This is a genomic window from Ruegeria sp. BB5 (assembly GCF_056539405.1).
In genome coordinates this window covers 157,459-177,633 of sequence record NZ_JBQFUX010000005.1, presented here as the reverse complement: position 1 = coordinate 177,633, position 20,175 = coordinate 157,459, and the positions used below count along the sequence as shown (strand labels likewise).

The window sequence follows — 20,175 nt, the reverse complement described above, 5'->3', positions numbered from 1 at the left end:
TTGGCTGCATCTTTGATGCGGGCAAGCGAGGCGGGAGCATTCTGGAATTGACTGTAGACTGTGTTCAGAGCGCCTTGAACAACTTGGTCAACCGGGCGGCTTCGTTTTCCAGACCGAATGGTGCATTGACGATAAACATACCTGAACCGACCATGCGGTGCCCTTCTCGCACCGGGTCAAACCGAACCTCGTGGCAAAACGCCTTGGGTAGATTCTGCGCCTTCAGCGCCGAAACCATGGCCCGGTGACGGTCATCCGTTAGAAGCGGATACCACAGGGCAATGACGCCAACATTCCACTTGCGATGCAGTTTGGCGATGATGCCGGGCAGACGATCATATTCCGATTTCACCTCGTAGCTTGGGTCGATCAGCAACATCCCTCGCCGCGGCGTCGGCGGCAGCAGGGATTGCGCCAGTTCGTACCCGTCCTGTTGGTACACTTTGGCTCCATAGGGTGACATCGCCATAGCCAAAGCCGCGTGTTCCTGCGGGTGTAGCTCCGCAAAGTGCAAACTGTCCTGATCGCGCAGCAAACTGGCCGCGATCATCGGAGAACCGGGATAGGCCACGCTCCCCTGTCGCTGCTGAACCGCCGCAATTGCCCGGCTCAGTGGATGATCCGCATCGAACCAGTCGGCCCTTTGGGCTCGCCCGATACCCGCCGCCGCCTCGCCCGTGCGCAGTGCCTCAACCGCATCCAGCCTATACAGCCCCCGTCCAGAGTGGGTTTCAAGGTATGTCAGCGGCTTGTCTTTGCGGGTCAAATAATTCAGCACCCATGCCAATAATGCGTGCTTTTGCACATCAGCCAGATTCCCGGCGTGGTAAATGTGTTGATAAGAGAGCATATTGCCTTCTAAAGTCCCTCTCAATAAGGCGGAAAGGTGCTGATTGTCGCGGAATCAGCCCTTTAACCGGGCGTATTGGCACCCTATAAGTCATCCGTCCCGGAACCGTCGAGTCGCGGGCAGTAGAAAACCGACATACAGGATCAGGGGAATCATGGGGATCTTTGGCAATCTAGGCGGCCTGTTCACAGCGGACATGGCCATCGACCTTGGGACAGCGAACACGCTGGTTTATGTCAAAGGACGCGGCGTGATCCTGTCGGAACCGTCCGTTGTCGCCTACCACGTGAAAGACGGTGTGAAAAAAGTGCTGGCCGTGGGCGAGGATGCCAAGCTGATGCTGGGCCGGACGCCGGGTTCGATTGAAGCCATCCGCCCGATGCGTGAAGGCGTCATTGCCGATTTCGACACCGCCGAAGAGATGATCAAACATTTCATCCGCAAGGTGCATAAGCGCTCGACCTTTTCGAAACCCAAAATCATCGTCTGCGTTCCACACGGCGCAACTCCGGTTGAAAAGCGTGCGATCCGTCAGTCGGTTCTGTCCGCAGGTGCGCGTCGCGCCGGATTGATTGCGGAACCTATTGCTGCCGCGATCGGTGCTGGCATGCCAATTACTGACCCGACCGGCAACATGGTCGTTGATATCGGCGGCGGTACCACCGAGGTGGCCGTTCTGTCGCTGGGCGACATCGTCTATGCCCGTTCAGTCCGTGTGGGCGGAGACCGGATGGATGAAGCCATTATCTCGTATCTGCGCCGCCAGCAGAACCTGCTGGTGGGTGAATCGACCGCCGAGCGGATCAAGACCACCATTGGCACCGCCCGTATGCCCGATGACGGCCGCGGTCAGTCGATGCATATCCGTGGCCGCGACCTGCTGAACGGCGTGCCGAAGGAAATCGAAATCAGCCAGGCGCAAGTGGCCGAGGCATTGTCGGAGCCAGTTCAGGCGATCTGCGAAGCCGTCATGACCGCGCTGGAAACCACTCCGCCCGATCTGGCTGCGGACATCGTGGACCGAGGCGTCATGCTGACCGGAGGTGGCGCGCTGCTGGGCGATCTGGATCTGGCCCTGCGCGAACAAACCGGGCTGGCCGTGTCGATTGCAGATGAAAGCCTGAATTGTGTGGCTTTGGGCACCGGCAAGGCGTTGGAATATGAAAAACAGCTGCGCCACGCGATTGACTACGAAAGCTAAGGCGCGCACCCTTTAAGGGACAACACTCGGGCAAGAGCAGCACGGGAAGGTAACCTGTGGCAAAGGACCGATCACAGCGCGACGAATACACCACCCCCCTGCGCCGTCTGCTGTTGGGGATTGTGGTGCTGTGCCTGCTTGCCATCTTTCTGGTCTGGCGGATCGACAGCCCGCGCGTGGAACGGTTCCGCGCGCAGGTCGTGGACCGGGTGGTGCCCTCAATGGAGTGGGCAATGGTCCCGGTCACCGCCGTGGTCAACCTGGCCCGCGATTTCCAAAGTTACCAACGCCTGAGCGAACAGAACCAGGAACTGCGCAGCGAGCTGCGCCTGATGCGCGCCTGGAAAGAGGCCGCGCTGCAACTTGAACAGGAAAACGCCCGGCTGTTGGATTTGAACAACGTGCGTCTCGATCCCCGTCTGACCTATATCACCGGGGTCGTGATGGCCGATAGCGGGTCACCCTTCCGGCAGTCGGTTCTGCTGAATGTTGGGGAACGCGACGGTATCACCGATGGCTGGGCCACAATGGATGGGATTGGTGTGGTCGGGCGCATTTCCGGCGTGGGGCCGGACACGGCACGGGTGATCCTGATGACCGATGCCTCCAGCGCGATCCCTGCCACAATCCAGCCCTCTGGCCAGACCGCCCTGATCACCGGCGACAACACATCCGCACCGGCAGTTGAGTTTCTGGAGAACCGAGAGCTAGTCCGCCCCGGCGACCGGGTCGTAACCTCGGGCGATGGTGGCGTGTTTCCCGGCGGTTTGCTGATCGGTCAGATCACTGCTGATCCCGGCGGTCGCCTGCGGGTGCGCCTGTCAGCAGATTTTGAACGGCTCGAATTTCTGCGGGTGCTGCGCTATCAATCAGCGCCCCAGATCCGCGATACGGGTGATATCGTCGGTCCACGAAACCCCGAGGCCGCCCTGACCCCGTCCGAGGTCGGCGATGGATAACGCAACCTCACAGCTTTGGTCCAAGCGTGGGCTGTATCTTATACTGGCCGCCCTTGTGCTATTTCTGCACTTGCTGCCACTGGACACGAAACCGGACCGCTGGCCATTTCCCGACTTTTTGATCGCACTGACTTTTGCCTGGGTACTGAGGCGGCCCGAATATGTACCGACCCTGCTGATCGCCTTCGTCATGCTGATGGCTGATCTGTTGTTACAACGCCCGCCCGGCTTGTTGGCCGCGCTCGTAGTGTTGGGCTCGGCATATCTGCGCTCGGCTGCATTTGGAATGCGGGATTCAGGTTTTGTTAGCGAATGGTCCACCGTTGCGGTGGCGATCACGGTAGTTTTCATGCTGAACCGTGTCATTCTTGCTATTGTGTCTGTACAACAAGCGGCATTGGGGCCTGTAGTGATACAAGTGGTTCTGACAATTGCGGTTTATCCTTTGATCGTTCTGCTTAGCCAGAACGCGCTTGGCGTGCGGCGCGCAACCGTGGCCAATACCAATGCCGTAGGGACACGGGGATGAAACAGCGCAAACCCAAAGCCCCGGGCCTTGCCTATAAACGCCTGCCTCGTCGAGCATTGCTTTTGGGTGGGTTACAGGCCGCCTTCATCGGCGGGCTCGCCGCCCGGATGCGCTATATGCAGGTGGATCAGGCCGATGAATACCGCCTGCTGGCCGAGGAAAACCGGATCAATATCCGCCTGATCCCGCCAACCCGTGGACGGATCTACGACCGAAACGGCGAGATCATCGGCCAGAACTCGCCCTCATACCGTATCGTCATGGTGCGCGAAGATGCTGGTGACGTCGATCAGGTTATCGCCAAGCTTTCAGAGCTGATCCCCCTGACGGCAGATGAGATTGAACGCGCCAAGACCGAAATGCGCCGCTCGGCCCCGTTCCTGCCGGTCACGCTGGCCGATCAGGTCACGTGGGAGGATATCTCGAAGGTTGCCGTCAACGCACCCGCCCTGCCCGGTGTGATCCCCGAAGTGGGACAGACAAGGCAGTACCCGCGCTATGAGGATTTTGCCCATGTGGTCGGCTATGTCGGCCCGGTCAGCGATTATGACCTGAGCCAGATCGAAGACCCTGAGCCGGTCCTACGAATTCCGCGGTTCCAGATCGGCAAGGTCGGGCTAGAGGCCAAGCAAGAGATTGCCCTGCGCGGCAAAGCCGGGGCGAAACGGGTCGAGGTCAACGCCACCGGCCGCGTAATGCGCGAACTGGACCGACAGGAAGGTGAGACCGGGGCCGACTTGCAGCTTTCTGTCGATGCGGATCTGCAGCAATACGCGCAGGCACGTCTGGCCGGGGAAAGCGCCGCCGCCGTGGTGATCGATTGCGAGACCGGCGATATCCGTGCCATCAGCTCGGCCCCCAGCTTTGATCCGAACCTGTTCGTGCGCGGTATCTCCGTCAGCGACTACCGGACACTGACACAGGACAATTACCGCCCGCTGGCCAACAAGACGGTTCAGGGCACCTATCCGCCGGGCTCGACCTTCAAGATGATCACCGCCATGGCCGCGCTTGAGGCCGGGGTGATCGGGCCATCGAACACAGTCTATTGTCCCGGCCACCTAAAGGTGGGCAGCCGCCGCTTCCACTGCTGGAAACGCGGCGGGCACGGCACGGTTGATCTGGAAACCTCGCTGAAACGCAGCTGCGACGTCTATTATTATGACGTGGCTCTGCGCACCGGTATCGACAAGATTTCGGAAATGGCGCGCATTTTTGGTCTGGGCGTAAAGCACGACATACCGATGTCTGCCGTCGCCGCCGGGTTGGCACCTAACCAGGCGTGGAAGCAGCGTGTTCATGGCGAGGAATGGCTGGTCGGCGACACGGCGAATGCCTCGATCGGTCAAGGCTTTATGCTGGCCTCACCGCTGCAACTGGCAGTCATGACGGCGCGGATTGCAACCGGTCGCGCGGTGTCACCGCGGCTGGTACGCTCGGTGAACGGGATTGAACAACCTTCCGGCGCGGGGGAACCGCTGGCGGTGAACCGCAATAATCTGGAACAGGTGCGTCATGCCATGTTCACGGTCTCGAACAACCGGCGCGGCACCGCCTATCGCAGCCGTATCATTGCGGATGAATTCCGCATGGCGGGTAAAACCGGCACCAGCCAGGTGCGCAACATCACCAAGGCGGAACGTGCCGCCGGTGTGATCCGCAACGAAGACCTGCCGTGGGAACGCCGCGACCACGCGCTGTTCGTCAGCTTTGCACCCTATGACAATCCGAAATTCGCCGTGGCCGTGGTGGTGGAACATGGCGGCGGTGGCTCCAAGGCAGCGGCCCCGGTCGCACGGGACATCATGTTGCAAGCGCTGTACAACGGCACACCGCCGCTCGAGGCCTATCCGGCTGGCGATCGCGACCGCATCAAGGAACAGCAAAAACGGCTTGAGGGCGATCGCCGCCCCAAAGCGCGTCCGACCGAGAAGGACCGCGCATGAGCTATCTTGAATATGCCGTCAAATCCACGCCGTCGGGGTTTCGCAAATTCCTGTATATGAACTGGCCACTGACCCTTTTGCTGATCAGCACGGCGAGTGCCGGGTTCCTGATGCTGTATTCGGTTGCGGGCGGATCGTGGATGCCTTGGGCGGAACCGCAGATGGAACGCTTTGGGTTGGGTCTGACGGCCATGTTCATCATCGCGCTGGTGCCGATCTGGTTTTGGCGAAACATGTCTGTTGTGGCCTATCTCGGGTCCATCGTTTTGCTTGTTTTCGTTGAACTTTTTGGCACTATTGGCATGGGTGCGCAGCGCTGGATCGACCTGGGTTTCATGCGGCTGCAACCGTCTGAGGTTATGAAAGTTGCGCTGGTCATGGTGTTGGCCGCCTATTACGACTGGCTGCCATCTCATAAAACGTCACGCCCGCTTTGGGTGCTGATCCCCGTGGCGTTGATCCTGATCCCCACTTTCATGGTTTTGAAACAACCCGATCTGGGCACCTCGATCCTGCTGTTGGCGGCAGGTGGCGGACTGATGTTTCTTGCTGGCGTCCACTGGGCCTATTTCGCCGCCGTTATCGCCGCTGTGGTCGGCCTGATTGCCACCGTGTTCAACAGCCGCGGAACCGAGTGGCAATTGCTCAAGGATTATCAGTTCCGACGAATCGACACGTTTCTGGACCCGTCCACCGATCCGCTGGGCGCGGGATATCACATTACCCAGTCCAAGATCGCTTTGGGATCGGGGGGATGGAACGGGCGCGGGTTCATGCAAGGTACGCAGTCGCGCCTGAACTTTTTGCCCGAGAAACACACCGACTTCATCTTTACCACATTGGCCGAAGAGTTCGGCTTTGTCGGTGGCATCACCCTACTGACCCTGTATGGCCTGATCCTGGTGTTCTGCCTAATCACCGCGCTTTCGACGAAAGATCGATTCTCATCACTGGTGACGCTGGGCATCGCGCTGAACTTCTTCCTGTTCTTTGCTGTCAACATGTCGATGGTGATGGGCCTTGCCCCGGTGGTGGGAGTGCCGTTGCCGATGGTCAGCTATGGCGGTTCCGCCATGCTGGTTCTGATGGCCGCCTTCGGCATCGTCCAAAGCGCCCATATCCACCGCCCCCGCTGATCCGAAAGGCCCCTTATGCCCGTGAACGTCCTGTTTTCCGCGCGCCCAGCGCAATGGCCGATCTATAAGCCTCTATTGACCAAAGGCCTGACCGAGGCCGGGGTAGACTTTCACCTGGCAACCGAGTTTGAGCCGGATCAAGTCGACTATATTGTCTATGCCCCAAGCGGTGGGTTACTGGATTTCACCCCATACACCCGGCTGAAGGCCGTGCTTAGCATGTGGGCCGGGGTAGAAAAAATCGCGGGGAATGCGACCCTGACCGTGCCGCTGGCGCGGATGGTGGATCATGGCCTGACGCAGGGCATGACCGAATGGGTGGTGGGCCACGTGCTGCGCCATCACCTCGGCATGGATCGGCACATCACCGTGCAGGATGGTGTCTGGACCCCTGCACCGCCCCCGCTGGCAACCGGACGTCAGGTCTGCGTTCTGGGCCTTGGCGCGTTGGGCGAGGCCGCGGCGCGTGCGCTGGCGGCGCTGAATTTCGATGTCACCGGCTGGAGCCGTACAGCCAAGGATATCCCCGGTATCACCTGCCTGCATGGTCCCGACGGGCTGCGTACAGCCTTGTCGCGGGCCGAGATCGTGGTTCTGTTGCTGCCCGACACACCCGCCACCGTAAATATATTGAACGCCGACACTCTGGCCCTGCTGCCAAAGGGCGCTTGCATTATCAATCCCGGTCGGGGCCCGTTGATCGACGACTATGCCCTGCTGGCGGCACTGAATGCGGGTCAGGTTGGCCACGCGACGCTGGACGTGTTTCGGGTTGAGCCCCTGCCTGCAGATCACCCCTATTGGGCGCATCCGAACGTGACGGTGACCCCGCATATCGCCTCGGAAACCCGGCCCGAAACAGCAGCGCAGGTGATCTGCGAGAACATCCGTCGGGGTGAGGAAGGTGAACCCTTCCTGCACCTCGTTGACCGGTCTCTGGGGTACTAAGCCGCGATCAGACCGCGCCCTTTCAGCAAGGCCTCAACCCCCGGCAACCGACCCCGAAAGGCGAGGAACAGCTCTTCGGCCTCGCGTGAGCCGCCTGTGGACAGGATGTTTTCTTCCAACGCTTTAGCGCGTTCCGGGTCAAAGGGCCCTCCGGCCTCTTCAAACGCGGCAAAGGCATCGGCGTCCATGACCTCGGACCACATATAGCTGTAATAGCCCGCGCTATAGCCATCGCCCGCAAAGACATGCGCGAAATGCGGTGTGGCGTGGCGCATCCCAATGGCTTGCGGCATGCCGATCTGGGACAAAACCTCAGCCTGTTTGGCCATCGGATCAGCCGGGGCATCGCCATCGTGGAACGCCAGATCGACCAGCGCCGAGGCGACATATTCCACCGTCTGAAACCCCTGATCGAAATTGGCGGCCTTGAGCACTTTTTCCAGCATCTCCTGTGGCATCGCTTCGCCGGTTTCGGCGTGGGTGGCAAATTCGGCCAGAACCTCGGGCACTTCCAACCAGTGTTCGTAAAGCTGGCTGGGCAACTCTACAAAGTCCCGCGCCACGCTGGTGCCCGAAATGCTTTCATAGGTCACATCGGACAGCATCTGATGCAGCGCGTGACCGAACTCGTGGAATAGGGTCCGGGCATCGTCGTAAGACAACAACGCAGGATCGCCCTTGGCAAAGTTGCAGACGTTGATCACGACCGGCGCCTGCACTTTGGGGAACTTGGCCTGCGACCGCATCGCACTGCACCACGCCCCTGACCGTTTAGACCCCCGTGCGAAGTAGTCACCAATGAATACGGCTATATGTTGCCCGTTGCGCATGACTTCCCACGCGCGGCAATCGGAGTGATAAAGCGGCACATCCAACGGTGCGAATTCAAGCCCGAACAAGCGGTTTGCGCAGGCAAAGGCAGCCTCGATCATCCGATCCAACTGCAGGTAAGGCTTCAACGCGGCCTCATCCAGATCATGCTCGGCCTTGCGGCGTTTCTCGGCATAATAGCGCCAGTCCCACGCTTCCAGCGGGCCGTTGACGCCGTCCCCCTGCATCATCTGCGTCAGGATTTCAGCATCGGCATCGGCGCGTGACTTGGCGGGGCCCCAAACTTGCATCAGCAGGTCGCGCACCTTGTCAGGCGTGCGGGCCATTTCAGTTTCCAGCTTGAAATCGGCGAAGCTGTCATAGCCCAGCAGCTTGGCGCGTTCTTCGCGCAGTTGCAGGATTTCAGCTGAGATATTGCGATTGTCGGTCTCACCGCCATTGGCACCACGCGCCGCCCAGGCCCGATAGGCCTTTTCCCGCAGGTCGCGCCGGGGCGAGAATTGCAAGAACGGCACAATCAGCGAGCGCGACAGGGTGACCACCGGACCCTTTACTCCCTTTTCTTGCCCCGCACCGCGGGCGGTATCCACCACGAATGCAGGCAACCCCTCAAGATCGTTTTCGGATAGCTCCATGTACCAATCACGTTCGTCGGCCAGAAGGTTTTGCGTGAAAGACGTTCCCAACGAGGCCAGCCGTGCCTTGATGTCCTGCATCCGGGCGTCCTTTTCGCCCTCTAGCGCCGCACCCGCACGGACAAAACCGCGATGGGTCAGCATGAGAACGCGGGCCTGTTCATCCGTCAGGTTCAGATCCTCCTTGCGAGACCACAGATCGGCCAACCGTTGAAAAAGAGCCTTATTCGAAGAAATACCCGAGAAATGCGCCGCAAGTTTGGGCGAGAAGTCTCGTTGCAGCTCCTCTCGTGCCGGGTTGCTGTCTGCCCCTGCGACCGTAAAAAAGACCGACAACACCTTGTCCATCTGCTCTCCAGCAGCTTCCAGCGCTTCGACCGTATTGGCAAAGGTGGGCGCATCGGGGTTATCGGCAATCGCGTCGATCTCGGCGTTATGCGCCTGCATGGCCTGCTCGAGCGCGGGGGCGAAATCGTCGTCTGAGATTGCGTTGAACGGAGCGATTTCAAACGGCGTGGTCCAGTTGGACAGGATCGGGTTGGTCATGCAAATCTCCTTTGCTGGTCAAGCTAGGGAGGCGGGCTGGAATGGTCCAGAGGTGGCGTATCAAATTCCGCGACAATCCAGTTTCGCGCGCCAGAAGCAGGGTGCGGTTTCAGGGGCTCCCGCCCCCGCAGCGCGCGTCAAAGATGCGCCTTGGCGGCGTTGGGCCGGACCGCGCGCCGACGCGCGCGGCGGTTGAATCTAGTTTTCGGAACCTGCGCAAATGGGGCAGTCTTCCCGGCGTGACAGAGTGATTTTGCGACTTTCACCAAATAGCGCGTCGTAGATCAGCATCTCACAGCGCAGAGCTTGCCCCGCCCCGGTGATTACCTTGATCGCCTCAACCGCCATCATCGAGCCTACCACGCCGGGCAATGGGCCAATCACACCAGCCTCGGCGCAGGAGGGGGCCAGACCGGGGGCCGGAGCCTGGGGGAAGATACATTGATAGCAGGGCGCACCGTTGGCCGGGTCGAAGACGCTGAGCTGGCCTTCCCATTGTGACAGCGCGCCCGAGATCAGCGGCTTGCCCAGCGCGACAGCAGTGCGATTTGCCAAATAACGGGTGTCAAAGTTGTCGGTGCCATCAAGGATCAGGTCAAAATCGGCAAACAGGTCAGTGGCGATTTCATCCGTCAGGCGGCGGTGATAGGGCAGAACAACCACATTGGGGTTCTGCGCCAGCATCGCCTGTTGGGCCGAAAAGACCTTGGGCATGCCGATATCTGCGTCGCGATGGATAACCTGCCGTTGCAGATTGGCGTTTTCAACCTCGTCATCATCAATCACGCCGATAGTCCCCACCCCCGCGGCAGCCAGATATTGCAACGCAGGTGCCCCAAGACCGCCAGCACCGATGACCAGAACCCGCGCCTGTTTCATCTTTTTCTGTCCCGGCCCACCCAGCTCACGCAGGACGATATGGCGGGCATAGCGCTCAAGTTCGGTCTCAGAAAACTGGTCGGATGGCATTGCGGGCTCCTTGGCTGAGGCTGGCGCGGCGCGGTTTCGCAACGCTTTCAGAACACGTCCGTAAACCAGTACCAGCAGCACCGTACCCGCCAGTATCAGCCACATCGCCGCAGAACCGCCGGTCGCCTGACGCAAGGGATGCCCATCAGGCAGCAGCAATTGAGCCGTAATCACACCCAGAAGCAGCACGGCCACCGAAGTCGTGCGGGCCGTTCGCGATACACCAGCCAGATAGCCGATGCCCCACAGACCAGCCGCTAAAATCCCGACCAGAAGCATCAGCCGCGCCCGGTCGAGCCGAAACCACCCGCCCCGCGCGCCGTGTCGCTGAGCATATCAACCGCTTCGAACGCGGCTTGCACGACCGGGGCTACGACCAGTTGCGCGATACGTTCGCCATGAGTGATCTCGAACGCCTCTTGACCTGCGTTCAGGACGATCACACCCAATGGGCCGCGATAGTCGCTGTCGATCGTACCGGGCGTATTGGGCAGAGTGATCCCGTGTTTCAGCGCCAGACCCGAACGGGGGCGCACCTGAACTTCGAACCCCTGCGGAATTTCGATCCTTAGACCAGTGGGCACCAGGGCGCGTTGGCCCGGTTCAAGCGTGATTGACGCACCGCCAGGCAGGTTTGCCCGCACATCCGCACCAGCCGCCCCCGCGGTTTCATAAGACGGCAAGGGTACTGAGGGGTCAGCGCCCTGTTCGCGGATCACACGAATTGCAACCATCACTGTTCCTCTTGTCTAGCTCGTCAAAGCGTCGGCGATCTTGGTCGCCAAACGCTCGGCCACTGCATCTTTGCCCATGCGCGGCCATTCCTCGGCCCCGTCATCCGAGATTAGGATCACCGCATTCTCGGACCCGCCCATGATCCCGGTTGCCGGGCTGACATCATTGGCCACGATCCAGTCACAGCCCTTACGCCCCCGTTTGGCGGTGGCATGTTCGATCACATTGTCCGTCTCGGCGGCAAATCCCACAACCAGCGCCGGGCGACCAGTTTTCATATGCGATACGCGTTTTAGGATGTCGGGATTTTCGGCAAACTCCAGCGCTGGCATCCCATCGCGGCTTTTCTTCAGCTTTTTGTCCGAGGCACTTGCGACCCGCCAATCCGCGACAGCTGCGGCGAACACGCCTGCATCCACTGGCAGTGCGGCATTCACGGCGTCCGACATTTGCAGCGCGGTTTCGACCTGCACGACCTGCACCCCTGGGGGTGGCGGAACATCCGCTGGGCCGGTGACAAAGACCACGTCAGCGCCCAGTGCAGCAAGCGCCCGGGCTACCGCCGTACCCTGCGCCCCAGAGGAGCGATTGGCGATATAACGCACCGGGTCAATCGGTTCATGTGTCGGCCCCGAGGTCACAAGCACACGCTTACCGCTAAGCGGGCCCTGACCCAGTTCCGCCTCAATCGCTGCGACGATCTCAAGCGGTTCGGACATACGGCCGGGGCCGTATTCGCCGCAAGCCATATCACCCTCGTTCGGGCCGACAAAACGGACGCCGTCGGCCTGCAATTGTTTCAAATTGCGCTGCGTCGCCGGATGGTCCCACATGCGAACATTCATCGCAGGGGCACACAGAACCGGCGTGTCGGTCGCCATCAACAGGGTCGAGGCCAGATCGTTCGCCAGCCCGGTAGCCATCTTCCCCATCAAATCCGCAGTCGCGGGGGCCACAACGATCAAATCCGCCGAGCGCGACAATTGGATATGCCCCATCTCGGCCTCATCTGTTAGATCGAACAGATCGCGATAGGCTTTTTCACCAGCCAGAGCCGCCACGGACAGGGGTGTCACGAATTCCTCAGCCGCGCGCGTCAACACGGGCGTCACGGCCGCGCCGCGTTCTTGTAGGCGCCGGATCAGGTCCAGCGACTTATAGGCCGCGATCCCACCGCCGATAATCAGCAGAATGCGTTTCGATGCCAGCATGTTCAGCCCTTCCTGTCCCGGTCGGCCCCGACATTAGGCAAGGGGGCCTGACAGTTCCAGCGGTTAATTCTGCTTTTGAAACGCCAGACATGGGTCTTCGCGTTCAACGCTGGGGCTGTCGATTACCGCGTCGAAGGTGCCATTAACCACGCCATCTTCGGATTGACCCAGCACAAAGACCTTCAGCCCCGGGCGCAATCGGTTCAAAAAGGTGGGAATGCCCCGATCTTTACGGGCATGGCCATTCCCGGTGATCACCGCAACCGGGCCGCCGGTTTCATCGGTGGCGCGCAAGATGGCGCGCGTCAGCACAGCGTCGCGCAAGCGCTGAATGGCCACCAGTTGCGGCAAGGCACTTTCTGGGATCGCATCGCAATGGGCGGCCAGTTGATCGGCCTCGCGCGCGGCCTGTTCGTCGGCTGGCAAAGGCACGGTCAGTCCATAACGTGCCGCATCCGCGCCCAAAGCGGTGGCTGCCCCTCGCTCCATCGCCGCACGGGCTGCGGCACGTGGAACCATGGCCCCGTAGACGGGCGCGTCTGATGCCTGAAACACCGGGTAATACATGCTGAGCGGCGGCCAGCCCGATTCAAGCCATTCCAGAATGCGCGCAAGCTCTTCGGGGTTGGATACAGCCTTATCCGCCAGTCGCTGCGCACCTTCTTCGGTTACCATCTCCCACACAACAGCCGAGGGGGTGATGGCCTTCAATGCTTCGGCCTGAATGACATGGTGTTGCGGGTTGTCGTGTATCTCGCCCAAAATGACTACATCCGCCGAGGTCATCGCGGCCAAAATATCATTGGGGATCAAATCTTCGGCCTGGCCGGGCGCGGTCATAACCATCAGTGTACAAACAAGAATCGCAAGCTGTCTCATGCGATGAAGTGTTGCACCTCGCGCGACTGTGCTTCAAGGTTCTTACGCATTTTCACAAAAGCCGCAGCCTCAAGCTGACGCACGCGTTCCTTCGACAGGCCAAGCTCTTGCCCCAGACTTTCCAGCGTGCGGGCAGGATCGCGCAGCTTGCGTTCGCGCACGATAAAGCGTTCGCGGTCGTTCAACGCCTGCATCGCCGTCACCAGCCATTCGCGCAGCTGTTCAGTATCGTGGCTGTTTTCAACCGTCTCGGCAGCCTGCTCGCGTTCATCCTCTAGTGCATCGATCCACTCCCGACCGTCTTCATCGCTCGATTGCACCGCGTTCAGTGAGAAATCCGAGCCCGAAAGGCGCCCTTCCATCATCTCAACATCACGCAAGGGCACGCCGATTTCAGCTGCAATCATCTGGTGCAACTGATGACGGTCCAGATCCATCCCTTCGGTTGCGGCCTCGCGTTCCAAACGCGCCTGAACCCGCCGCATGTTGAAAAACAGGGATTTCTGCGATGAGGTCGACCCAGTGCGCACCATCGACCAGTTGCGCATCACGTAGTCCTGAATGCTCGCCTTGATCCACCAGACCGCATAGGTTGAAAAGCGCACGCCTCGATCGGGATCAAATTTGTCGGCCGCTTTCATAAGGCCCAATCCGGCCTCTTGAATCAGATCATTCATCGGCGCGCCGTATCGTTTGAACTTGGCCGCCATCGAAATCGCCAGCCGCATATAGGCCGTGATCAACCGATGCAACGCTTGTTCGTCACGGTCGTCACGCCACGCATAAGCCAGCTTTAATTCAGTTTCTGCGTCCAGCAATTCGGCTTTCATCGCCTGCCGGGACATCGAAAAATCGGTTCCATTATCCAGTGCCATGGAAATCTCCCCTTTTCACAGGCGCGGGCCGGGCTTGCCTTACCGACCTAGGGTCGATACGCAGAACAAAACCGGGTGGATCACCAGAAAGGTAATAATAGTGTATCCGGATTTAACCTTTGTGTTGGGTGGCGCGGCCTCTGGTAAATCCGTTTTTGCCGAGCAACTTGTTGTTTCATCAGGGAAAAATCGCGTTTATCTCGCCACATCACAAGTGTTTGATGATGAGATGCGCGACAAGGTTCAGCGCCATATCGCCCAACGAGGTGCAGGATGGGCGACGATCGAAGCCCCATTTGATCTTGACCCGGCCCTGTCCGATTTGACCCCCGATCATATCTGTCTGATCGACTGCGCCACCATGTGGCTGACCAATCATCTGTTGGCTGAAAACGATCTGGAACAAGCCCAATCTGTGCTGTTGCAGGCCCTTCAATCGTGCCGGGCGCCGGTTATCATCGTCTCGAACGAAGTCGGCCATGGCATCGTCCCGGACAACGCTCTGTCCCGCCGCTTCCGCGAAGCACAGGGACGGTTGAACATCGCGCTGGCCGCACAGGCCGATCTGGCCGTGCAGGTCACAGCAGGGCTTCCGCTGGTGCTGAAAGGACAATTGCCGTGACACGTCTGCATCTTGTTCGTCACGGGCCGACCCATGCGAAAACCATGGTCGGGTGGTCCGATCTGCCTGCCGACCTCAGCGATCACGCCGCTATCGCGCGATTGCACGACCATCTGCCAGACAAGGCGCTGGTGGTATCATCTGACTTGCTGCGGGCCACCGATACGGCATCGGCCATTCAGGGTAAACGCCAGCGCCTGCCGCATCATAGCGACCTGCGCGAGATTCACTTCGGCACATGGGAATTGCGCAATTTCAAAGAGATTGAGGCCGAAAACCCCGATCTGGCCTTTGCGTATTGGGACAATCCCGGCGACGTGCGCCCGCCCAAAGGTGAAAGCTGGAACGAGGTTTGCGCCCGCGTCGATGCCGTGATCGACCAGTTGATTGTCGATCACACGGGCCACGACCTGATCATCGTGGCCCATTTCGGCGTGATCCTGACCCAGGTGCAGCGCGCCCTTGGCGTTGACGCACAAGAGGCGTTCAGCCATCGCATCGACAACCTCTCGGTCACCGACATCACCCATCACGGCGATCGCTGGTCGGTTGGGCAGATCAATCACTGTCCGTGATCACACCCCGCACAAATCACTGATTTACTGAACGATCGCGGCGCGCCATCGTAGTCGTATGACCTATGATTTATTTATCGGAGACCGCCTGTTTTCCAGCTGGTCCTTGCGCGGTTGGCTGATGCTGGAAAAGTTCGGCCTGCCCTACCGAAACCACATGATTGGCCTCTATTCCGGCACCATGGCCGAGGATATGAAGCCGCTGGCCCCGGCGCGCCTTGTCCCTGCTCTGCGCCTGCCGGATGGGACCATAGTGGGCGAAAGCCTTGCCATGGCCGAGACCTTGGCCGAACGGCATCCAGAGGCCGGGATGTGGCCCGAAGACGTGGCCGCCCGCGCAACGGCCCGGTGGCTATGCGCCGAAATGACTGCCGGATTCGCCGCGTTGCGCGCGGAATGTTCGATGCAGCTGTTGCACTGCTGGCAGGGATTTGGTCCATCGCCTGAAACGCTGGTTGATCTGGACCGGATCGAAACCCTCTGGGCACATGCCCGCACTACATCCGGTGCAGACTCCGGGCCGCTTTTCGGCAGGTATTCTCTGGTGGATGTATTTTACACCCCCGTGGCCGCGCGGATCATTGGCTATGGTTTGCCTGTGTCCGTGGCTAATCGGGAATATTGCCTGGATTTGCTATCCGACCCTTCGGTCCGACAATGGCGCGCAATGGGATTGACCGTGACCTATGATCCGTTCCCCTACGCATTCGACCTGCCGTCACAGGCATGGCCCATCGGCGCGCAAACCGATGCCCAATCTGTAGATAGCGGACCATCGATCAACGATATCTGTCCTTATTCCGGCAAAGCGGTCACCCATTTTCTGGAACTGGACAGTCAGCGCTGGGGATTCTGTAACCAATTCTGCCGCGACAAAACGGTTGCGGACCCCGGTGCCTGGCCAAAATTCTTAGCAATGACCGACACCGTTAACCATTCGTAAACCGCATCCATGGCAGCAACGACCTGTTAACCAAACAGGTCGTTCATGGTCGCCCGTTCTCATACCGTCGCTTTCCAAGGGGTTGATGCCCGCCCGGTCGAGGTGCAATGCGCCGTCTCGCCGGGCCTGCCCGCTTTTTCCATCGTAGGCCTGCCCGACAAGGCCGTGTCCGAGGCCCGCGACCGCGTCCGCAGCGCGCTGAGTTCGATGGCCATCGCGCTGCCTTCGAAGCGGATCACCATCAACCTGTCTCCCGCTGACCTGCCCAAAGAAGGCAGCCATTTCGACCTGCCCATCGCCGTCGCGCTACTTTCGGCGTTGGAAATCATCCCGCCCGACGCCGCCGAAGGCGCGGTTTCGCTGGGCGAGCTGTCTCTGGACGGCTCGCTGGTTCCGGTCGTCGGTGCGCTGCCTGCCGCCATGACCGCCGCAGCCGAGGATCGCACGCTGCTGTGTCCTCGAGCCTCCAGCGCCGAGGCCGCTTGGGTGGATGCCACACAGGTCATAGGCGCGGGGTCACTCGGCGATGTCGTACGCCATTTTTCGGGCCAGTCGCCCTTGCCTGCGGCCCAACCCGGCGAAGTGAACTTGGCACCCAGCGCCCGCGATCTACGCGATGTAAAAGGGCAGGAACGGGCCAAGCGCGCGCTGGAGATCGCCGCCGCAGGCCGCCACCACCTGATCATGATCGGCACACCCGGATCGGGCAAATCTATGCTGGCTGCGCGCCTGCCCGGTATTCTGCCGCCTCTGACCCCAACCGAGGCGTTGGAAACTTCGATGATCCAATCCCTGTGCGGGTTGCTGGACGAAGGCGGCATCAGCCGCAGCCGTCCCTTTCGCGAACCCCACCATACCGCCTCTATGGCGGCGATCGTTGGGGGTGGCAAGGGCGCAAATCCGGGCGAGATTTCTTTGGCTCATAATGGCGTACTGTTCATGGACGAATTTCCCGAATTCCCGCGCACCGTGCTGGAAACCCTGCGCCAACCTATCGAGACTGGCGAGGTTATGGTCGCGCGCGCAAATGCCCATGTGAAATACCCGTGCCGGTTCATGTTGGTGGCTGCGGCCAACCCCTGCAAATGTGGATATCTGACCGATCCCGCCCGCGCCTGTTCTCGCGCGCCTGTCTGCGGAGAGGACTATCTGGGCCGCATATCAGGCCCGCTGATGGATCGGTTTGATCTGCGGATCGAGGTGCCCCCAGTCGGGTTCACCGATCTGGACCTGCCACCTTCCGGCGACAGTTCGGCGACAGTTGCATCGCGCGTCGACCAGGCCCGCGCCATTCAGGCTGGGCGGTTCCGGGATACACCCGCTACGCGGCAGAATGCCGATGTTGAAGGTTCGATACTGGAAGAAATTGCCGCGCCGGATGCCGAAGGCAAAGAGTTGCTGCTGAAAGCCGCTGAACGGTTTGGCCTGTCAGCGCGCGCCTTTCACCGTATTTTACGGGTCGCGCGCACGATTGCCGATCTCGATGGCGCACCAGATGTCCGGCGCCCGCACGTGGCCGAGGCGCTGAGCTTTCGCATCAGCGCCAAGGTTGCCTCTTAAAGCTTGGCTTCAATGGCCTGCCAGATCTTTTCGGCGATGTTCACACCGTCGAACCGCTCAAGCTCCTGAATGCCGGTGGGCGAGGTCACGTTGATCTCGGTCAGATAGTCTCCGATCACGTCGATCCCGACGAAAATCTGGCCTTTTTCTTTCAGCAACGGGCCGATCGCCGCGCAAATCGCTCGGTCACGCTCGGACAGGCCGATCTTTTCGGGCCGCCCCCCAACATGCATGTTTGACCGTGTCTCACCCTTCGCCGGAACACGATTGATCGCGCCCACGGCCTCGCCATCCACAAGGATCACGCGCTTGTCGCCGTTGCTGACATCGGGCAGGAATTTCTGCACGATCAATGGCTCGCGCGAGAAGCCTGTAAACAGCTCGTGCAGAGAGGTCAGGTTGCGGTCATTCGCATCCAGCCGGAACACGCCCGCGCCACCGTTGCCATAGAGCGGCTTCAGAATGACATCGCCGTGCTTTTCCTTAAACGCTTTGATGGTTTGCAGATCACGCGCGATCGTGGTTGGCGGGGTCAGGTCAGGGAAATCCAGAACCAGCAGCTTTTCGGGGTAATTCCGCACCCAAAACGGATCATTGACCACTAACACCTGCCCTTTGAGACGATCCAGCAGATGAGTCGAGGTGATATAATGCATATCGAACGGAGGGTCCTGACGCAGCCAGATCACGTCGAACTCGGCCAAATCCACCTCGCGTTCCGGGCCCAGCTCGGCGGGGTTGCCTGCCACACGCTGCACTTTCATGTCCTGACCGCGCGCGGTGATCCGCCCCTCTTGATAGGCCAACTGGTCCGGGCTGTAGAAAAACAGCGTATGCCCGCGCGCCTGTGCTTCTTCGGCCAGACGGAATGAGCTGTCTGCGTTGATATCCACGGCCCCGATCGGGTCCATCTGAAAGGCAATTTTCATGGCGTGTCCCTCAGTTTCACGCCAGATACATGGCCCAGAGGGGCCGAGGGTTCAATGGGTGTCAGGCCTGACCAAACGCGTTTTCGATGATTTGAACAGCCCCCGTGGCATCCACCAACGCCGCATCAAACCGAACATTTGTCAGCTGCCCGCCCGGTTCCGTTTCCAGAAATTGCGCTGCTGAAGTAAAAATCCGGTCAATCTGCCGCTGGCTAATCCGCGCCGCGGCCATGTCGAAACTGGTGCTTTTCTTGACTTCGATGAACACAAGCCCGTCACTGCCCCGGGCGATCAGATCGATCTCACCGCCTGCGCCGCGCCAGCGATGATGCGCGATTTTGAAACCCCTACGTTCATAGTCGGCTGCGACCTGCAACTCTGCCGCCTGTCCGGCATGGTAGGAAACCGAACTTCGGACAGATCGCGAGGTCATGTCATCCCTTTCCCAATTTCAACGCCTTTTGATAAATCGGACGGCGCGGTAGTTTGTACATCTGCGACACCAGATCCGCCGCATCACGCACCGAATGGGTTTCCAAGGCGCGCGTCAAAGCCTCTTCTATGTCGGATTCGTTAACAGTTTCCGAATGACCTCGGTCAACCAGAAGAACAATTTCACCTTTGACCGTCTGTCCTTGCAGGGCAGTAGCCAGTTCACCCAATGAGCCGCGCCGGATTTCTTCGAACTTTTTCGTCAACTCACGGCACATCGCGGCCTGGCGGTCTTCACCCAACACCTCGGCCAAATCCGACAAGCAAGCCGCCACGCGCTTGGGCGATTCGTAAAACACCAGCGTGCCGGGAATGTCGCGCAACGCCTCGATCCGCGTCCGGCGCGCGCCGGTTGCGTTGGGCAAGAAACCCGCGAAAAAGAACGCGTCCGTCGGCAATCCCGCCAGCGTCAGGGCCATCAAAGCCGCCGACGGCCCCGGCGCGCACGTCACCATATGCCCGGCCTCGGCCGCCTGCCGCCCCAGATCATAACCCGGATCGGCAATCAGCGGCATTCCGGCCTCGGACGCATAAGCAACCGATTTCCCTTCGGCAAGAGCATCCAGAATTTTGCCACGTGCCCCCGCGCCGCTGTGGTCGTGATAAGCCAGAATGCGCCGCCCTTCGAGCGGGACGCCATGAATCTCCATTAACCGCCGCACGCTGCGAGTGTCTTCGGCGGCAATCACATCGGCCGAGGCCAGCACGTCCAGCGCCCTGAGCGTGATATCGCGCGCTGTTCCAATCGGAGTGGCAACAAAATACAGGCCGGTGCCCAATCTGACTTTTTGGAAATTCAAAGCT

Annotated in this window: 20 protein-coding genes; 10 read left to right on the top strand and 10 right to left on the bottom strand. The window is 60.1% G+C overall.

What is annotated here, in order from left to right; translation table 11 throughout:
- Nucleotides 1-64: 64 nt before the first annotated feature.
- Complete coding sequence (locus tag ACR0DL_RS13770; protein WP_480689653.1) at nt 65-850, bottom strand: 23S rRNA (adenine(2030)-N(6))-methyltransferase RlmJ; 786 nt, start codon at nt 848-850, stop codon at nt 65-67.
- A gap of 154 nt (nt 851-1,004) precedes the next feature.
- Here ACR0DL_RS13770 and ACR0DL_RS13765 point away from each other — a divergent pair, with 154 nt between their 5' ends.
- The 6 genes from ACR0DL_RS13765 to ACR0DL_RS13740 are packed head-to-tail and all read left to right on the top strand — an operon-like array spanning nt 1,005 to nt 7,569.
- Nucleotides 1,005-2,051: a rod shape-determining protein gene (locus ACR0DL_RS13765; RefSeq protein ID WP_008756832.1), complete on the top strand. Its 1,047-nt coding sequence runs from the start codon at nt 1,005-1,007 to the stop codon at nt 2,049-2,051.
- Between the two features lie 56 nt (nt 2,052-2,107).
- Nucleotides 2,108-3,010, top strand: a complete 903-nt coding sequence (gene mreC / locus ACR0DL_RS13760) for a rod shape-determining protein MreC (protein ID WP_170350563.1) — start codon at nt 2,108-2,110, stop codon at nt 3,008-3,010.
- Nucleotides 3,003-3,539, top strand: coding sequence for a rod shape-determining protein MreD (locus tag ACR0DL_RS13755; protein WP_170377683.1), 537 nt, complete (start codon nt 3,003-3,005; stop codon nt 3,537-3,539). Before mreC ends, ACR0DL_RS13755 begins: the two co-directional genes overlap by 8 nt.
- Nucleotides 3,536-5,485, top strand: a complete 1,950-nt coding sequence (gene mrdA / locus ACR0DL_RS13750) for a penicillin-binding protein 2 (protein WP_480689651.1) — start codon at nt 3,536-3,538, stop codon at nt 5,483-5,485. The genes ACR0DL_RS13755 and mrdA overlap by 4 nt, the downstream gene beginning before the upstream one ends.
- Nucleotides 5,482-6,621 (top strand): rod shape-determining protein RodA, encoded by a 1,140-nt coding sequence (rodA, locus tag ACR0DL_RS13745; RefSeq protein ID WP_170350566.1) that lies wholly within the window; start codon nt 5,482-5,484, stop codon nt 6,619-6,621. Before mrdA ends, rodA begins: the two co-directional genes overlap by 4 nt.
- Before the next feature lie 15 nt (nt 6,622-6,636).
- Nucleotides 6,637-7,569, top strand: coding sequence for a 2-hydroxyacid dehydrogenase (locus ACR0DL_RS13740; RefSeq protein ID WP_480689649.1), 933 nt, complete (start codon nt 6,637-6,639; stop codon nt 7,567-7,569).
- Here the strand turns inward: ACR0DL_RS13740 and ACR0DL_RS13735 are convergent.
- The 6 genes from ACR0DL_RS13735 to ACR0DL_RS13710 all read right to left on the bottom strand — a co-directional run bounded on the left by ACR0DL_RS13735 (nt 7,566) and on the right by ACR0DL_RS13710 (nt 14,250).
- A complete protein-coding gene (locus tag ACR0DL_RS13735) occupies nt 7,566-9,581 on the bottom strand; it encodes a M3 family metallopeptidase (RefSeq protein WP_480689647.1) in 2,016 nt (671 codons plus the stop codon). The two genes, ACR0DL_RS13740 and ACR0DL_RS13735, sit on opposite strands and share 4 nt — an antisense overlap.
- 198 nt (nt 9,582-9,779) lie before the next feature.
- Nucleotides 9,780-10,829, bottom strand: a complete 1,050-nt coding sequence (locus ACR0DL_RS13730) for a HesA/MoeB/ThiF family protein (protein WP_170551542.1) — start codon at nt 10,827-10,829, stop codon at nt 9,780-9,782.
- A complete protein-coding gene (gene dut / locus ACR0DL_RS13725; RefSeq protein ID WP_170350570.1) occupies nt 10,829-11,284 on the bottom strand; it encodes a dUTP diphosphatase in 456 nt (151 codons plus the stop codon). The genes ACR0DL_RS13730 and dut overlap by 1 nt, the downstream gene beginning before the upstream one ends.
- A 15-nt stretch (nt 11,285-11,299) precedes the next feature.
- On the bottom strand, nt 11,300-12,496 hold the full coding sequence (coaBC, locus tag ACR0DL_RS13720) for a bifunctional phosphopantothenoylcysteine decarboxylase/phosphopantothenate--cysteine ligase CoaBC (protein WP_170377690.1): 1,197 nt from the start codon (nt 12,494-12,496) through the stop codon (nt 11,300-11,302).
- Between the two features lie 63 nt (nt 12,497-12,559).
- Complete coding sequence (locus ACR0DL_RS13715; protein ID WP_480689644.1) at nt 12,560-13,375, bottom strand: ChaN family lipoprotein; 816 nt, start codon at nt 13,373-13,375, stop codon at nt 12,560-12,562.
- A complete protein-coding gene (locus ACR0DL_RS13710) occupies nt 13,372-14,250 on the bottom strand; it encodes an RNA polymerase factor sigma-32 (protein ID WP_170350573.1) in 879 nt (292 codons plus the stop codon). The genes ACR0DL_RS13715 and ACR0DL_RS13710 overlap by 4 nt, the downstream gene beginning before the upstream one ends.
- Before the next feature lie 100 nt (nt 14,251-14,350).
- On the opposite strand from ACR0DL_RS13710, the gene cobU reads away from it, so the two are divergent.
- Genes cobU through ACR0DL_RS13690 form a run of 4 tightly spaced genes read left to right on the top strand, consistent with a single transcriptional unit; the run spans nt 14,351 to nt 17,950 of the window.
- A complete protein-coding gene (gene cobU / locus ACR0DL_RS13705) occupies nt 14,351-14,872 on the top strand; it encodes a bifunctional adenosylcobinamide kinase/adenosylcobinamide-phosphate guanylyltransferase (RefSeq protein ID WP_170350574.1) in 522 nt (173 codons plus the stop codon).
- Nucleotides 14,869-15,447, top strand: coding sequence for a histidine phosphatase family protein (locus tag ACR0DL_RS13700; protein ID WP_170350575.1), 579 nt, complete (start codon nt 14,869-14,871; stop codon nt 15,445-15,447). The genes cobU and ACR0DL_RS13700 overlap by 4 nt, the downstream gene beginning before the upstream one ends.
- A 58-nt stretch (nt 15,448-15,505) precedes the next feature.
- Nucleotides 15,506-16,390, top strand: coding sequence for a glutathione S-transferase (locus tag ACR0DL_RS13695; RefSeq protein ID WP_480689642.1), 885 nt, complete (start codon nt 15,506-15,508; stop codon nt 16,388-16,390).
- 45 nt (nt 16,391-16,435) lie between these two features.
- Nucleotides 16,436-17,950: a YifB family Mg chelatase-like AAA ATPase gene (locus ACR0DL_RS13690; RefSeq protein WP_480689640.1), complete on the top strand. Its 1,515-nt coding sequence runs from the start codon at nt 16,436-16,438 to the stop codon at nt 17,948-17,950.
- Here ACR0DL_RS13690 and gshB read toward each other — a convergent pair.
- From gshB to rsmI, 3 genes are all read right to left on the bottom strand, one after another.
- Nucleotides 17,947-18,879, bottom strand: a complete 933-nt coding sequence (gene gshB / locus ACR0DL_RS13685) for a glutathione synthase (protein ID WP_480689638.1) — start codon at nt 18,877-18,879, stop codon at nt 17,947-17,949. The two genes, ACR0DL_RS13690 and gshB, sit on opposite strands and share 4 nt — an antisense overlap.
- 61 nt (nt 18,880-18,940) lie before the next feature.
- Nucleotides 18,941-19,312, bottom strand: a complete 372-nt coding sequence (locus ACR0DL_RS13680; RefSeq protein WP_170397216.1) for a YraN family protein — start codon at nt 19,310-19,312, stop codon at nt 18,941-18,943.
- A 1-nt stretch (nt 19,313) separates the two neighbouring features.
- Nucleotides 19,314-20,171 (bottom strand): 16S rRNA (cytidine(1402)-2'-O)-methyltransferase, encoded by an 858-nt coding sequence (gene rsmI / locus ACR0DL_RS13675; RefSeq protein ID WP_480689636.1) that lies wholly within the window; start codon nt 20,169-20,171, stop codon nt 19,314-19,316.
- Nucleotides 20,172-20,175 lie beyond the last annotated feature (4 nt).

Excerpts from the sequence above, each read along its gene's own strand:
- ACR0DL_RS13755 (WP_170377683.1), top strand. The coding sequence starts at position 3,003 with ATGGATAACGCAACCTCACAGCTTTGGTCCAAGCGTGGGCTGTATCTT.
- ACR0DL_RS13730 (WP_170551542.1), bottom strand. The coding sequence starts at position 10,829 with ATGCTTCTGGTCGGGATTTTAGCGGCTGGTCTGTGGGGCATCGGCTAT.
- ACR0DL_RS13765 (WP_008756832.1), top strand. The coding sequence starts at position 1,005 with ATGGGGATCTTTGGCAATCTAGGCGGCCTGTTCACAGCGGACATGGCC.
- mrdA (WP_480689651.1), top strand. The coding sequence starts at position 3,536 with ATGAAACAGCGCAAACCCAAAGCCCCGGGCCTTGCCTATAAACGCCTG.
- ACR0DL_RS13690 (WP_480689640.1), top strand. The coding sequence starts at position 16,436 with ATGGTCGCCCGTTCTCATACCGTCGCTTTCCAAGGGGTTGATGCCCGC.
- ACR0DL_RS13695 (WP_480689642.1), top strand. The coding sequence starts at position 15,506 with ATGACCTATGATTTATTTATCGGAGACCGCCTGTTTTCCAGCTGGTCC.
- rodA (WP_170350566.1), top strand. The coding sequence starts at position 5,482 with ATGAGCTATCTTGAATATGCCGTCAAATCCACGCCGTCGGGGTTTCGC.
- gshB (WP_480689638.1), bottom strand. The coding sequence starts at position 18,879 with ATGAAAATTGCCTTTCAGATGGACCCGATCGGGGCCGTGGATATCAAC.
- ACR0DL_RS13680 (WP_170397216.1), bottom strand. The coding sequence starts at position 19,312 with ATGACCTCGCGATCTGTCCGAAGTTCGGTTTCCTACCATGCCGGACAG.
- ACR0DL_RS13735 (WP_480689647.1), bottom strand. The coding sequence starts at position 9,581 with ATGACCAACCCGATCCTGTCCAACTGGACCACGCCGTTTGAAATCGCT.
- dut (WP_170350570.1), bottom strand. The coding sequence starts at position 11,284 with ATGGTTGCAATTCGTGTGATCCGCGAACAGGGCGCTGACCCCTCAGTA.
- ACR0DL_RS13770 (WP_480689653.1), bottom strand. The coding sequence starts at position 850 with ATGCTCTCTTATCAACACATTTACCACGCCGGGAATCTGGCTGATGTG.
- ACR0DL_RS13715 (WP_480689644.1), bottom strand. The coding sequence starts at position 13,375 with ATGAGACAGCTTGCGATTCTTGTTTGTACACTGATGGTTATGACCGCG.
- coaBC (WP_170377690.1), bottom strand. The coding sequence starts at position 12,496 with ATGCTGGCATCGAAACGCATTCTGCTGATTATCGGCGGTGGGATCGCG.
- ACR0DL_RS13710 (WP_170350573.1), bottom strand. The coding sequence starts at position 14,250 with ATGGCACTGGATAATGGAACCGATTTTTCGATGTCCCGGCAGGCGATG.
- ACR0DL_RS13740 (WP_480689649.1), top strand. The coding sequence starts at position 6,637 with ATGCCCGTGAACGTCCTGTTTTCCGCGCGCCCAGCGCAATGGCCGATC.